The sequence below is a fragment of the Acidisphaera sp. L21 genome (assembly GCF_009765685.1).
Classification (GTDB): Bacteria; Pseudomonadota; Alphaproteobacteria; order Acetobacterales; family Acetobacteraceae; genus LMUY01.
In genome coordinates this window covers 171,034-184,033 of the sequence record NZ_LMUY01000151.1, presented here as the reverse complement: position 1 = coordinate 184,033, position 13,000 = coordinate 171,034, and the positions used below count along the sequence as shown (strand labels likewise).

Below are 13,000 nucleotides of genomic sequence, written 5' to 3'. Positions count from 1 at the left end.
TCCGGACATGGTGGCTGGCTCCTTCAGGCGGTGATGTCGACGCCGGCACGCAGCCAGGCGGTCGAGGATGGGTTGGTGTTTGTCGTGTCGGCGTAGGGAGTGCGGTCCTGGCGCCAATGGCCGCCTTGCTGGCCGCCACCCCCGCCGTTGCTGAAGCCTCCACCGGTGTTGGATCCAGGGTTGGACCCGTTATTGGAGCCGGTGTTGGCAGTAAAACTGGTGTCCCGGCCGGCCGGGACGGGGCTGGACGCGGCGTCTGGCGTCGATAGCGACAGGCTGAGGCTGCGGCCTTCCTGCGGCACCCCGGCATTGTCCAAAGTACGGTGCAGTTGCTGCTGATCGGCGATCAGCAGGCGAAGCGTTTCAGGCCGTTCCGCCGCAACATGGACTGAGGCGGTGCCGTCGGCCCCACGCTCGATCCGGATCTGGACCTTGCCGAGTTCCTCTGGGTCGAGCCGCAGCGTCATGGCGCCGCCTGTGCTGGAGCGCGTCAATTCGGCCAGGACAGGGGCAACCTGCCGCGTGGGGGCGGCCACATCCGTAGCGGCTGGCGCAGCTGGCGCCTCAGCCGGGCGGGTGGTGGTGCTGGGCAGGGCTGTGGATGCTGCGGTCGCCAAAATGTCGGTGTTGGCCATGGCCGGTGCGGTTGCAGATGTCGCGGTCGCGATCGTGCCGGTGCCGGTTGGGGCACTTGGCGAGGTGCTGGATTGGGGCGCGTCCTGCTGCACGAGCGTCGGGTTGGCCGCCGGCGCCGCGGGCGGAGGTGTTGCCTGGTTGCCGGACGGGCTGGGTTGCGCCGTTGGCTCGGCGGGTGGGGTGGTTGCAACCCGGTGCGCGCCGGGCGGCGAGGCTGCGGCCGGCGCCACATCAGCAACATCGGTGGTATCGGGCGCGGGGGAGGGTGCCGCGGCCATTTTGGCCTTGGCCGCCGGAAGGGGCGGCGCAGTTTTGCGCGGGGTCGCCGTGCCGGCGGGTCCCTCCGGATCGGGAGTTGGGGCGGTGATCGCGGCGGCGGGCGGTTGCGCCGGCACACTTGGCGTCGCAACCGGTGTCGCTTGGGCAAGCGAGACCGTAACCGAAGACGCGGATCCGGCCGGCGCGTTCGGCGTGGCGCTGGTGGCTGCGTGGGTAGCGGCGCCTGCTTCCACGGACGGCAAGTCCAGCGCCGGTGCCGTTGCCCAGCCATCCATGGCTGGCACATTGTGTGCGGTCGCCATGGCCGAAGCGAGCGGGAAGCCCCCGGGCTTGATAGCCGCAGGGATGTCGTCCGGCACGCTTGCGGTTGCGTCGGTCGTGCTTGCAACGCGCTGTGCGGGTGCGTTTTGCACGGGCGCCAGGGTGCCAGAGGCCTGGCCCTCGGACGGCGCGGCGGTGGCTTCGGTCGGCGTCACGCTGGCGGCGGCCACGACGAGGGGCAGGATGACCACCGGCACAACCAGTGGCATCGGATCGCTGGCGCTCGTGTCCGCGGGCTGTGCCGTGGCGTCGTCGGCGGTGCTGCGAGAGGGGCGCGTTGAGGCGGTCTGCAGCTTCGTGTCGGCGGGCGTCGTGTCCTGGACTGGCTCAGCATGTTGCGCGGGCGCCTGCAGCTTTCCAGCGGGAACCGGTGCCGGCACGGCCTGGGTCGTTGCAGCTTCGGCAGGCGTTGGCTGGGCGATCTGCGGTGCGATGTCTGTCACCCTCGCCGCAGCCTCGGCAACTGGCTGGCTGGGCGCGACGGGCGCGCTCGCCGCGGCTGTGGCGCTGGCCTGGAATCGCGGCCTTGTTTCTGCAACGGACGCGCGGGGCGGCGTCCCGGTGGACGTGGCATGCGCCACGGTGGGGGTTTCTGCAACGTTAGGTGCCGTATTCCCCGTTGCGATGGTCGCTGCCTTGCCGGCTTCGGACGGCGTGGCACTCGCGACCGGAACACCGCTGGTCAGTTGCGCCGCGGCGGATGCCACTGCCTGGTTGCCCGGCTGTGTGGCTATCGTGCTCGGCAGCCCTAAGGGTGCGGTAAGGACCAAGCCAGCCTGCGGAGCCGTCGCCGCGCTGGCAGCAATGGATGTCACATCGCTGCCAACCGCCAGTATCGTGTTGCCCAACACGGCGCTCGTCGTGTTGCCCAACACGGCGCTTGTCGTGTTGCCCAACACGGCGCTTGTCGTAACTCCCACGGCATTAGTCGTGGTCGTTTGGGTCGTGCTCGTCTGTATCGTGCCGGGCAAGGCGAACCCGGCGGACGTGGCCATGGCGACTGACATAGGGCCAGCCTTCGTCGCAACAGCCGATGCCGTCACAGTCTGGGCGGCGCCCGTCATGGCGGGTGCAGCCATGTCCATCGCAGCCAGCAAGCCCGCGAACCCACCGCCGAGTGAGGACTGCGCTGCACCGGTGGGTGCCGCGTTGGCCGTTGTCGTGGCCTGGCGTAGGGATGAGATGTCGATCGTCTGGGTCATCGCGACCAACAACCGCAAACGCCGTGCCACGCCAAAACCCCAGTAAATACGGGACCGTTGCGGGAAAAGCGGCAAATTTTGCCGGGCGCTTCGTGCCGGGTAGCACACGCCGGGCCTAGCCAGCCGCGCCGCTATTTCGCGGAATCCTGCGGATTGTCGCCGATTTCCAGCCCTATCCGGTGTGGCACGCTTCGTGCGGTAGAGGGCTCACCTTGGTTCCGCCCGTAATGGGCAACAATGGAGTTTTTTGCCCATGTCGTCCCTCTTCGGCGCATTACACACAGCAGTCAGCGGCCTCAGCGCCCAGTCCACCGCGTTCGGCAACATCAGCGACAACGTCGCCAACAGCCAGACCGTCGGCTACAAGCGCACCGACACCAATTTCACCGACTACCTGACGACGAGCACGGCGGTCACGAACGATTCGGGCTTCGTTGCCGCCACGCCGGATTACCGCAATGACGTGCAGGGCACGATCGCCTCGTCCGATAACGCGACCGCATTGGCAATCTCCGGCAACGGCTTCTTTCAGGTGACGAGCGCCAGCACGAACACCACCAATCAGGAAGTCCTGGGCACGACGACCCAATATACAAGGGACGGCAACTTCACGATGGATAAGAACGGCTATCTGGTGAACGACGCCGGGGAAGCCGTGAACGGCTGGGCCGCGGATTCCAGCGGTGTCGTGAACCAGACGACGATGGCCCCGCTGAAAGTTGACCAAAGCGCATTTCAACCGAAGGCGACCAGTTCCGTCACGCTATCGGCCAACCTGCCGGCCACGCCCAGCACGACGGACGCGCAATCCTCCCAGGTCAACGTCTACGACGCGCAGGGAACTCTGCACACCTTGGCGCTGAGCTGGACGCCAGATACGACCGCCAGCAACACCTGGAACCTATCGGTCAGCGAAGACGGCAGCACCACGCCGATCGGCACGTCGACGGTGACCTTCAACGACGGTTCCGTGGCGGGCCAGCCAGCCGGCACCATCGAGTCTGTCACGCCCGATAGCGGCGGCCTCACGACCGGCGGCACGGGAAGCGCCGCGGTGCTGAACGTTCCCTTGGCCGGCGGTGGCCAATCCATCGCGCTCAACCTGGGGACGTTCAACAAGTCGGATGGGCTGACGCAATTCGCCGGCACCGCCTACACGCTCAACAGCGCCACGCAGGATGGCATTCCGCCCGGCGCGTTCAGCGGCATCAGCACGCAGAGCAACGGCAACATCGTCGCAAACTATGATAACGGCCAGTCCCGCACCATTGGGCAAGTGCCGATCGTGCAGTTCGCCAACCCGGACGCCCTGCAGAAGCAGGATGGCCAGGTCTACACTGCCACCGCGCAATCCGGCCCAGCGACGATCAAGACCGCCGGCAGCAACGGCGCCGGCAACCTGGTCACGAGTGCGACCGAAGGCTCCAACGTCGATATCGCGTCTGAATTCACCAAGCTGATCGTGGCCCAGCGTGCCTATTCCGCCAACACCAAGATGATCACCACGGCGGACGACATGCTGCAGCAGACGATCGACATGAAACGCTAACAGGTAGGACAGGCCTATGAGCCTCGACCTGGGCCTCACCCCTGCATCAACGGGGCTGGCGAGCATCAACCGGCAAATGGCGGTTGTCTCCCAGAACGTCGCCAATGCAGGCACGGCCGGCTACTCGCGGGAGCTAGTGGCAAACACCAGCCTTACCGCGGGCGGCGTCGGCTATGGCGTGCAAGTCGGCGTTGCGACCAGGGAGACCGACGCCGCGCTGCAAAAGGCGCTGAATCAGCAGAATGCTGCGGTTGCGGGGCAACAGGTCACATCCGACACCCTGGCCTCGGTCGATGCCGCCCAGGGTGCCACCGCCGCCGGCAACGATCTGGCGAGCCGGTTGGGGACGTTGACGGACGCGTTTACCACGCTGGCGACCAACCCATCCAACCAGGCGCAGCAATCTGCTGTGGTGTCCGCCGCCAGTAATCTTGCCAGCGGAATCCGGTCTCAGTCGGCCGCCTATACCGCCGCGCGGCAGAGCGTGCAGGATGGCCTGGTTACCGATGTGTCGTCGCTGAATGCGGCGGTGAGCAATATCGGTAAACTGTCGGACGAGATCATAGCCGGAAAATCCCGCGGCGAAAGTACTGCCGACCTGGAAGCGCAACGCGATGCGCAAGAACAGACGGCGGCACAGATCGGCGGGCTGCGGTTCATCCCTTCCGGTAACGGCGACGTCACGGCCGTGTCGGGCGGCCTGATCGTCGATACCCGGGCGCAGAGCGGACCGTTCAAGATCGATTCCACGACTTTGAACCCTGGTTCCAGCGCCCCGCAGTTGACCCTGTCCGGGACCAATGTCACCAGCGCGATCAAGGATGGCAGCCTGGGCGCGCGGTTGACGCTGCGCGATACCACCTTGCCGCAGGCACAGGCCGGGCTGGACGAATTCGCCCAAACCCTGTCGACGCGGCTGGCCAATCAGGGCCTGTCACTGTTCACCGACCCGTCGGGCAACCTGCCGGCAACGGGGGGCACGCCGGTTCAGGCCGGCTATATCGGCTACAGCGCCTCGATCACGGTGAACCCGTCGGTGTCGGCGACACCCAGCCTGGTCCGCGATGGCACCAACAGCGTTGCGGACGGTACGGGCAGCGCAACCGCCTTTACCCCGAACCCGGCGGGTGGCCCGGCCGGCAGCACGACGCTGATCAACCGGGTGCTGCTATATGGATTCGGCGCCCAGGCCCAGTCGGGGGTCAATCAGCCTCCGGTGACGACGACGGGGCTGGGCGCCGATGGTTCTTTCTCGTTGCCATACAATTCGGGCGGCACGCTGGCCTCCTTCGCTGCCAACCTTGTGGGTTCACAAGCGCAGACCGCGGGCGCGGCGAAGGACGCGTTGACCGATAGCAGCGCCCTGCAGAACACGCTGTCGACCAAGCTGCAAGATGAAACCGGCGTATCCATCGATACGGAGTTGTCCAATATGGTGGTGCTGCAGAACGCCTATGGTGCCAACGCGAAGATCATCACGGCGTCCCAGTCGATGTGGACGACCCTGCTGAACGCGGTGACGCCGTGAACGTCAGTGATTATGGCACGCTTGGCCGCGCGGTTTATGCCAGCGGTGCCGTCAAGTCGCAGCTCGACACGCTCAGCGCCCAGATCGCCAGCGGCCATGTGGCCGACAGTTATGCCGGGCTGGGTGCGGCAGCGCAGACCTCGCTGGACCTGCGGCCGCAACTGGGCCATCTGGCGACGGAGCAATCGGCCATCGATGCGGTGACCGGACAGTTGGGCGTATCCCAATCGGCGCTGACGCAGATCACCAGCATTGCCAGCAACTTCAACGCGCAGCTTGCTACATTGAACAACGTGACGCCGACCCAGATCGACAGCCTGGCGACATCCGCCAGAAGCGCCATCCAGCAGGTCGCCTCGCTGCTCGACAGCACCGATGGCGGGTCGTACGTGTTTGCCGGCACCGATACCGCGAACCCGCCAATCCCGGATCCGGACAACATCACGACCTCTGGCTTCTACACCCAGATCGCGGCGGCGGTTCAGGGCCTGTCGACCAACGGTGCTGCGGCCACGGCCGCGCAAACGCTGTCGATCGCTTCGTCCGACGCAGGGGGTACCACGCCGTTCAGCGGCCCGCCGGGCCAGGTGCAGACGCTGCAACTGGGTACGAGTGCCCCCGTCCAGGTGGGCGTACTGGCCAACCAAAATACGCTGACGGTATCGGGCGGCACGTCTACCACCGGGTCGTATATGCGCGACATCCTGCGTGGCCTGGCCACGATCGCCAACCTGTCCAGCACTCAGGCCAACGACCCGGGCTTCGTCGGCCTGGTGCAGGATACGCAGGCCAGCATGTCGGGCGCGATCACCGCGATCGGCAGTGAGTCGGGCGCCCTGGGCAACATCCAGTCCTCGTTGAAGGATGTGCAGACCCAGGCTGGCGATGCCAACACTGCGCTCACGGCCCAGGTATCCTCGGTCGAGGATGTCGACATGGCCAAGACGATCTCAAGCTTGTCGCAGGTCCAGACCCAACTGAGCGCCAGTTACAAGCTGATTTCAGAAGTCAGCAAGCTGTCTCTGGTCGATTATCTCTGATTGATTCATTTCTGCTTAATGCCTGACGGGCAGAATACGGACAGGCCCACGAAAATCGTGGGACATGTTTTTAACGTCAGGACCACAAGGTAAGACACCATGTCCCTCAATTCAGTAAATACCAACACCGCCTCCTACGTCGCACTTCAGTCGCTGAACCAGACGAGCTCGGGCCTCCAGGCAGCTCAGAAGCAGATCTCCACCGGCTATCGCGTCAATGACGCGACGGACGATGGCGGTGCCTTCGCCGTCGCTCAGAAGGTCCGGTCTGACGTGTCTGCGTTGACCAGCGTGAATCAGCAGCTCGGCAATGCGCAGGGCTTGGTGACCACGGCGGTCGCGTCGTTGACCAGCATCTCCGACTCCTTCACCAGCGCCAAGGCTCTTCTGGTGAAGATCGCGGATAGCAGCATCTCCGACGACCAGCGCAACCAGTACATCACGTCGTTCAAGTCGTTGGTGTCTGGCGTGGCGAACGCGGTCGATGGGTCGACCTATAACGGGCAGACCCTGTTGGGCGCTGCTTCCGGCACCGTTGCCGGCACTTCGAAGACGGTCATCAGCAACGAGTCTGGTGCGACCAGCACGATCAGCGCCGAAGATAACAGCGGCACTGCGAATGCTCTGGCCGCGCTGGTTGGTGGCACCTTCTCGCGTAGCGCCACCGGCGTCGATACGTTCAGCGGCGGCGGCTTCTCGTCTGCTTCCACGGCGCAGACGGCGGCGGCGAATGCCCTGATCACGGGCAACGGCTTCGACACCGCGCAAACCGCAGTGGCGAACCAGCTGAACCAGGCTGGTGCTGACTCGAACTACCTCAGCAGCCAGGTCACGTTCAACAGCAACAAGATCGACAGCCTGAACTCGGGCCTCGGTGCGCTGGTGGACGCGGACCTGTCGAAGGAGTCGGCTGTGTTGCAGTCGCTGCAGATCAAGCAGCAGCTGGGCACGCAGGCGCTTTCGATCGCCAACCAGGCGCCGCAGAGCCTACTCAGCCTCTTCCGCTAATAGGCTGATCCCCGGGGGCGGCGCACGTCGTCGTCCCCGGTTCTTGCCCCGCAAGTCTGTCCGCAGGATGCCCAATGTCCAATCTAGTGCTCGAACTGCGTCCGGGTGAGGTGATGATCGTGAACGGGGCGCCTATTCGCTTCCGCACGAAGTCTCGCCTCGAACTCACGGCGCATGCCCGTTTCCTGTTCGGCAAGCAGATCATGCAGCCGGACCAGGCCGACAGCCCGGCGCGTCGCATCTACTTCGCGCTGCAGACTGCCTATATCGGCGTGGAAGAGGAACGTGCCCGCGGCATGGAATCCGCACGCACGCTCATCGCCTCGTTCAAGGACGCCACGTCGTCCGCCCTGGCACGCGAGATCCTCGATCGCGCCATGGCTGCTGCCGAGGCCGACGATTGCTACGGTGCGCTTAAACTGGCGCGTCGCATCATCCGGCACGAGGACACGATCCTTGGCCGGATCACCCCACCTGCACCTGTTGCACTACAAGCCGCGGAGTAAGGAGAAACCTATGTCCGCCTATATGCAGGCCAGCCGAGCCTACCAGATGTCGTCCGAGAGCCGCAGCCTGCGCGCGCAGGAGGCCGATATCTTCCATCGCGCCAACGGCGCGCTGCGCACCGCGCTGACCGGTAACGAGATCGACCTCGTTCGTGCCGTCGCGGACAACCGCAGGCTTTGGCTGACCGTCATGGGGCTGGCACAGGACCCGGAAAACCGCTTGCCGGCGCCGGTGCGCGCCTCGCTCATCTCCGTTGGCCGCTCGGTCAACCGCGAGATGGATTCGCCCTCGCCCGACCTGGATTTCCTAATCTCGGTCAACGAGAACGTGTCCGCTGGCCTGTCTTCCGCGGGGTAGTCATGAGCTCGGTCGGGGGCCTCGGCAGTCTCGTCCTATCGCTGTTCAACAGCACGGATAGCTCAGATTCGTCCGGGCTGCTCTCGACGATCTACGCGTCCTCATCCGGGACGGTGGGTGCCTCTGGGGACCCGATTGCGGCGTTGAAATATGCCGAGGCGAATAGCGACAAGGAAATCGCCACCACCGCGGCCGACCCCACCGTGGCGCGCGATATCGCCGCCTTCCGCACCAAGGTAGCGGCAGCGACGGACCCTGCGACCTTGCTGAAAGACCCGACGGTCTTAAAGGTGCTGCTGACGGCGAACGGCCTGGGCGACCAGGTGAGCTACACCGCGCTGGCGCAGAAGGCCCTGCTGTCCGACACCACGCAGAGCGACTCGCTCGCCTCCCAACTATCCACCACCTGGAAATCCGTCGCCGCGACCTACGATTTCGCCAATAAAGGCCTGTCCATCATCCAGAACCCGAAGGTGCTGGATACGCTGGCCAACGGTTATGCCGAAGTCACCTGGCGCGACTCCCTGGATGCGACGACGCCGGGCCTGTCCGAGGCGCTGAGCTTTCGCGACCAGGCTTCAACCATCACCTCGGTCGACCAGATCCTAGGTGATTCGACGTTGCGCAGTGTCGTCACGACCGCGCTGAACATCCCGGAGCAGATCGCGTTCCAGGACATCCCGGCGCAGGAAAACGCCATCACCAGCAAGCTCGACATCACCAGGTTCAAGGATCCGAAATTTGTCGAATCCTTCGTCACCCAATACCTGATCGCCGCCGGCAATGCCGCCAGCAGCAGCGATTCGAGCGGCCAGAGCCTCGATTCACTCGCCTATTCCGCGCGCGGCCTGGTCGTCTAGCGCCGAGCGTCGCCTGTGGCTCTGCCCTGGGGACCTTGACCTAGGGGCGTAGACCGCCAGGATCACCGGATTCGATCCGGAGTGTCCGCCTTGGCCCTGCACCACATCCCCGCTAGCCCCGAAACCATCCGCTGGGGTATCTTCGACGCGACCTTTCCGCCGCTGCTGACCGTGCAGTCCGGCGACACCGTGGTGCTGGAATGCGTGTCCGGTACCCCGGAGATGCTGCCCCCCGCCGCCATGGGCGCCACCATCCCGCCCGCCCTGCTGGCTATCCACAAGGCCAACCCGCCACGCATGGCCGGCCACATCCTCACCGGCCCGGTGGCCATCGCGGGTGCGGAGCCCGGCGACACGCTCGAGGTCCGGATCGACAAGATCGATCTCGGCTCGGACTGGGGCTATTGCGGCTTCCGTCCGCTGATGGGCACCCTGCCGGAAGACTTCCCCGAGCGCTGGGTCAGCCACATCAAGGTCGACCAGCAGCGCCGGATCGGCACGCTGCCCTGGGGCCTGGAGCTAGAGCTCTCGCCGTTCTTTGGCGTCATGGGCGTGGCGCCGCCGCCGAATTACGGCGCCATCTCCACGAAGGAGCCGCGGCAGCACGGCGGCAACATGGACAACAAGGAACTGGGCGCCGGGTCGACGCTGTTCCTCCCCGTCTGGGTGCCCGGTGCAAATTTCTCCGCCGGGGACGGTCATGGCGTGCAGGGCGATGGCGAGGTCTGCATCAACGCGCTGGAGACCTGCCTCACCGGTACCTTCACCTTCATCCTGCACAAGGGGGAGAAGCTGGCCTACCCGCGGGGGGAGACGGCCACCCATTATATCAGCATGGGGATGAACGAGGATCTCGACCTAGCAATGAAGCAGGCGCTGCGGCAGATGATCGCGTTTATTTGTTCGCGCACCAACCGTTCGCCGGAAGAGGCCTATGCATTCTGCTCGCTGGCGGTGGATTTCCGGGTCACGCAGACGGTCAATGGTGAAAAGGGCGTGCATGGCATGCTGAAGAAGGGCTTGCTGTTCTGAAACCGTGCCGGAACGCTACAGCTGGTGTTCCGGCGCGAGTTACCCACAACTTTATGTGGAAAATGGCTGGTGCCAAGCCTCAGACCCCGCTACCGTATGTTGGGGTCGTAATAGAGGCGGGCACTAGCTATGGATTGGACGGACGAGATCATCGACCGGCTGAAGACCCTTTGGGCCGAGGGTGTGTCGACGGCGGAAATCGGCCGCCGAATCGGGGTTTCGAAAAACGCGGTGGTGGGTAAGGCGCACCGCTTGTCGCTGGCCGCCCGGCCGTCACCGATCCGTCGTGGTGCACCGGGGGAGGCGCCGAAACGCTCGCCCGTGCGCCGTGTCGTTGGGCCCACATTGCCGACCATGGCGCCGCCCCCTCCAGTCGAAGTTCGTCCGCCTGTGGCTGTTGCGCCACGCCCTGTGCCAACACCCAGCCCGGCGCCCGTGCTGCGCGCGGTGCATCGTGCCCCTGGTGGACGGCTGGTGGCCTGTTGCTGGCCGATTGGCGAGCCGGGAACCCGCTCTTTCCGCTTCTGCGACGATGAATCGCTGCCGGGTAAGCCATATTGCTCCACACACGCCGCGCTTGCATACGTGAAGGTGCGCGACAGGCGTGAAGAAGCCGCCTGATTCTTGAACGATTTCGTTGCAGAACTGTCGCGGTCACCTTAGCCTGTGAGTGACCGCGGCGATTGGGATTTATGGACCCTGGGCCCGCGGCAGCGAGTTTCGGGCGGGCGCCGGTTTGGCCTGTTCCTTCTAGGCGGGGAAGGCGGGCATGGTTCTTGGTGTCGTGAAGTGGTTCAACCCGACGAAGGGCTACGGTTTCATTGCGCCTGACACAGGGGGCAAGGATATCTTTGTCCACATTAGCGCTGTCCAAAAAGCTGGCATGCGCAGCCTAAGTGAAGGCCAGAAAATCCAGTTCGAGGTCGAGCAACAGCAAAATGGACGTGCCGCAGCGGTCGGACTCGTTGTGGCCGAGTAGCGGCAGGCCTTGAACCCGTGCCAACTGCCTAGTAGCTAGGCGGGATGACCATCCGACTCAACTCGACACTGGCCGCGCCGCGACGCCAGGCAGCTGCCCTAGATGCCGATGCGGTCCGTTCCGCATACCGTCGGTGGGCTTCAGTTTATGACACTTTGTTCGGTGGTATCTCCGCCCCGGGCCGCCGCCGGGCGGTGGCCGCGGTGAACGCCCTAACGGGGCGCGACGTGCTGGAGGTGGGGGTCGGCACCGGCCTCGCCCTCCCGCACTACCTGCCCAGCAAGCGCGTCACCGGGATCGATCTGTCGGCCGACATGCTCGCCCGCGCCCGTACCCGGGTCGAGCGGGAGGCGCTGACCAACGTACTGGCGCTGCAGGAACAGGATGCCGAGGCGACCAGCTTCGCCGATGGCCAATTCGATATTGCGGTGGCGATGTTCGTGGCCTCCGTCGTGCCCAATCCGCGGCTTCTGCTGGCGGAGATGCGCCGGGTGGTGAAGCCCGGTGGCACGTTGCTGTTCGTGAACCACTTCGCCGCAACCTGCGGCCCCCGCCTCGCCGTTGAACGGGCGATGGCCCCCGCCGGCCGCGCGCTCGGCTGGCACCCCGACTTCAAGACCGAGGCATTGTTGCCGCCGGAAGATCTCGTGCGGGCAACTAGTATTCCAGTGCCGCCGGTGGGGCTTTTTACCCTGGTGCATCTTCCGAACTAGTGCATCGTTGCTGCCACGACCTTGATCTAATGCGAGGGGTCGGATAGGTCGGTTATAACGATGTGCGTAAGGGGGATATAAGGCCAGATGAAGCACTTCCGGCGCCTGTTGGTATTCCCCGCCCAAGCCCTTTCCGTTTTGGCTGTAGCCGCCCTATGCGCCACCACGCCCGCCCTCGCGCAGACGCCGAAGCCTTGGGCGATCGGGATGCAGACCTCCCACAGCCCGGTCGAGAGTGGCATTCAGAGCCTGCACACCCTGGTTAACCTGCTGATGATCGCTGTGGTCATCCTGGTGGCGGCGCTGCTTGGGTATGTCGTTTGGGCGTTCGATAAGAAGCGCCACCCCGTCGCCAGCCGCACCAGCCATAACACCGTGCTGGAAGTCGCCTGGACCGTGATCCCCGTGCTGATCCTGGTGGTGATCGCCATCCCGTCCTTCCGCCTGGTGTATTTCGAGGACCGGACGCGCGACGCGGACCTGACCATCAAGGTCACCGGGCATCAGTGGTATTGGGAATACGGCTACCCGGACAGCCAGAACATCCATTTCGACAGCTACATGATCGCCGATGAGGACATCAAGGCCGGCCAGATCCGCCGCCTATCGGTGGACAATCCGCTGGTGGTGCCTGCCGGCAAGAACATCCGCATCCTGACGACCGGGGCGGACGTGATCCACAGCTTCTTCATCCCATCCCTGGGTGTGCAGCGCTACGCCATCCCTGGTCGCACGATCGAGACCTGGATGAAGGTGGACAAGCCCGGCGACTATTACGGCGAGTGCAACCAGATCTGCGGCACCAACCACAGTGCGATGCCAATTCACGTGCACGCGGTGACGGATGCGGACTACAAGACATGGCTGGATCAGGCGAAGACGAAGTTCGCCAGCGATGCTGGCCCAGGCTCCACCAACTATGCGGCGCTTGCCGTAAAATAACGTCGGCCCATCGGTCTGAGGGCACTTAAAAGGCGACGCAGGAGAGT

14 protein-coding genes are annotated in these 13,000 nt (G+C 64.8%); 13 read left to right on the top strand and 1 reads right to left on the bottom strand.

Annotation, left to right across the window (positions count from 1 at the left end; all coding sequences use genetic code 11):
* Positions 1–23: 23 nt before the first annotated feature.
* Positions 24–1,679, bottom strand: coding sequence for a flagellar hook-length control protein FliK (locus GSQ76_RS29345; protein ID WP_158747619.1), 1,656 nt, complete (start codon positions 1,677–1,679; stop codon positions 24–26).
* Here GSQ76_RS29345 and GSQ76_RS29340 point away from each other — a divergent pair.
* From GSQ76_RS29340 to coxB, 13 genes are all read left to right on the top strand, one after another.
* Entirely contained in the window at positions 1,669–2,484 is an 816-nt protein-coding gene (locus GSQ76_RS29340) for a hypothetical protein (protein ID WP_158747618.1), read from the top strand. The two genes, GSQ76_RS29345 and GSQ76_RS29340, sit on opposite strands and share 11 nt — an antisense overlap.
* A gap of 207 nt (positions 2,485–2,691) precedes the next feature.
* Positions 2,692–3,987, top strand: coding sequence for a flagellar hook protein FlgE (gene flgE, locus GSQ76_RS29335; RefSeq protein ID WP_158747617.1), 1,296 nt, complete (start codon positions 2,692–2,694; stop codon positions 3,985–3,987).
* A 16-nt stretch (positions 3,988–4,003) separates the two neighbouring features.
* A complete protein-coding gene (locus GSQ76_RS29330) occupies positions 4,004–5,515 on the top strand; it encodes a flagellar hook-associated protein FlgK (protein ID WP_158747616.1) in 1,512 nt (503 codons plus the stop codon).
* Positions 5,512–6,555, top strand: a complete 1,044-nt coding sequence (locus tag GSQ76_RS29325; protein WP_158747615.1) for a flagellin — start codon at positions 5,512–5,514, stop codon at positions 6,553–6,555. The genes GSQ76_RS29330 and GSQ76_RS29325 overlap by 4 nt, the downstream gene beginning before the upstream one ends.
* Before the next feature lie 99 nt (positions 6,556–6,654).
* Complete coding sequence (locus GSQ76_RS29320) at positions 6,655–7,563, top strand: flagellin (protein WP_158747614.1); 909 nt, start codon at positions 6,655–6,657, stop codon at positions 7,561–7,563.
* A 74-nt stretch (positions 7,564–7,637) separates the two neighbouring features.
* Positions 7,638–8,069, top strand: a complete 432-nt coding sequence (locus GSQ76_RS29315) for a flagellar biosynthesis repressor FlbT (RefSeq protein WP_158747613.1) — start codon at positions 7,638–7,640, stop codon at positions 8,067–8,069.
* Positions 8,070–8,079: 10 nt separating this feature from the next.
* Positions 8,080–8,427: a flagellar biosynthesis regulator FlaF gene (locus GSQ76_RS29310; protein ID WP_158747612.1), complete on the top strand. Its 348-nt coding sequence runs from the start codon at positions 8,080–8,082 to the stop codon at positions 8,425–8,427.
* A 2-nt stretch (positions 8,428–8,429) separates the two neighbouring features.
* On the top strand, positions 8,430–9,287 hold the full coding sequence (locus GSQ76_RS29305; RefSeq protein ID WP_158747611.1) for a DUF1217 domain-containing protein: 858 nt from the start codon (positions 8,430–8,432) through the stop codon (positions 9,285–9,287).
* Positions 9,288–9,368: 81 nt separating this feature from the next.
* A complete protein-coding gene (locus GSQ76_RS29300; RefSeq protein ID WP_254070701.1) occupies positions 9,369–10,319 on the top strand; it encodes an acetamidase/formamidase family protein in 951 nt (316 codons plus the stop codon).
* A gap of 129 nt (positions 10,320–10,448) precedes the next feature.
* Complete coding sequence (locus GSQ76_RS29295; RefSeq protein WP_158747610.1) at positions 10,449–10,940, top strand: GcrA family cell cycle regulator; 492 nt, start codon at positions 10,449–10,451, stop codon at positions 10,938–10,940.
* Between the two features lie 148 nt (positions 10,941–11,088).
* Positions 11,089–11,298 (top strand): cold-shock protein, encoded by a 210-nt coding sequence (locus tag GSQ76_RS29290; protein ID WP_158747609.1) that lies wholly within the window; start codon positions 11,089–11,091, stop codon positions 11,296–11,298.
* A gap of 44 nt (positions 11,299–11,342) precedes the next feature.
* A complete protein-coding gene (locus tag GSQ76_RS29285; RefSeq protein ID WP_158747608.1) occupies positions 11,343–12,011 on the top strand; it encodes a class I SAM-dependent methyltransferase in 669 nt (222 codons plus the stop codon).
* A gap of 87 nt (positions 12,012–12,098) precedes the next feature.
* Entirely contained in the window at positions 12,099–12,953 is an 855-nt protein-coding gene (coxB, locus tag GSQ76_RS29280) for a cytochrome c oxidase subunit II (RefSeq protein ID WP_158747607.1), read from the top strand.
* The last annotated feature ends 47 nt before the right edge of the window (positions 12,954–13,000 follow it).

Bases quoted from the DNA above. Each gene is read 5' to 3' on its own strand.
- GSQ76_RS29330 (WP_158747616.1), top strand. From the start codon at position 4,004: ATGAGCCTCGACCTGGGCCTCACCCCTGCATCAACGGGGCTGGCGAGC.
- GSQ76_RS29295 (WP_158747610.1), top strand. From the start codon at position 10,449: ATGGATTGGACGGACGAGATCATCGACCGGCTGAAGACCCTTTGGGCC.
- GSQ76_RS29310 (WP_158747612.1), top strand. From the start codon at position 8,080: ATGTCCGCCTATATGCAGGCCAGCCGAGCCTACCAGATGTCGTCCGAG.
- coxB (WP_158747607.1), top strand. From the start codon at position 12,099: ATGAAGCACTTCCGGCGCCTGTTGGTATTCCCCGCCCAAGCCCTTTCC.
- GSQ76_RS29285 (WP_158747608.1), top strand. From the start codon at position 11,343: ATGACCATCCGACTCAACTCGACACTGGCCGCGCCGCGACGCCAGGCA.
- flgE (WP_158747617.1), top strand. From the start codon at position 2,692: ATGTCGTCCCTCTTCGGCGCATTACACACAGCAGTCAGCGGCCTCAGC.
- GSQ76_RS29305 (WP_158747611.1), top strand. From the start codon at position 8,430: ATGAGCTCGGTCGGGGGCCTCGGCAGTCTCGTCCTATCGCTGTTCAAC.
- GSQ76_RS29320 (WP_158747614.1), top strand. From the start codon at position 6,655: ATGTCCCTCAATTCAGTAAATACCAACACCGCCTCCTACGTCGCACTT.
- GSQ76_RS29315 (WP_158747613.1), top strand. From the start codon at position 7,638: ATGTCCAATCTAGTGCTCGAACTGCGTCCGGGTGAGGTGATGATCGTG.
- GSQ76_RS29340 (WP_158747618.1), top strand. From the start codon at position 1,669: ATGTCTGTCACCCTCGCCGCAGCCTCGGCAACTGGCTGGCTGGGCGCG.
- GSQ76_RS29290 (WP_158747609.1), top strand. From the start codon at position 11,089: ATGGTTCTTGGTGTCGTGAAGTGGTTCAACCCGACGAAGGGCTACGGT.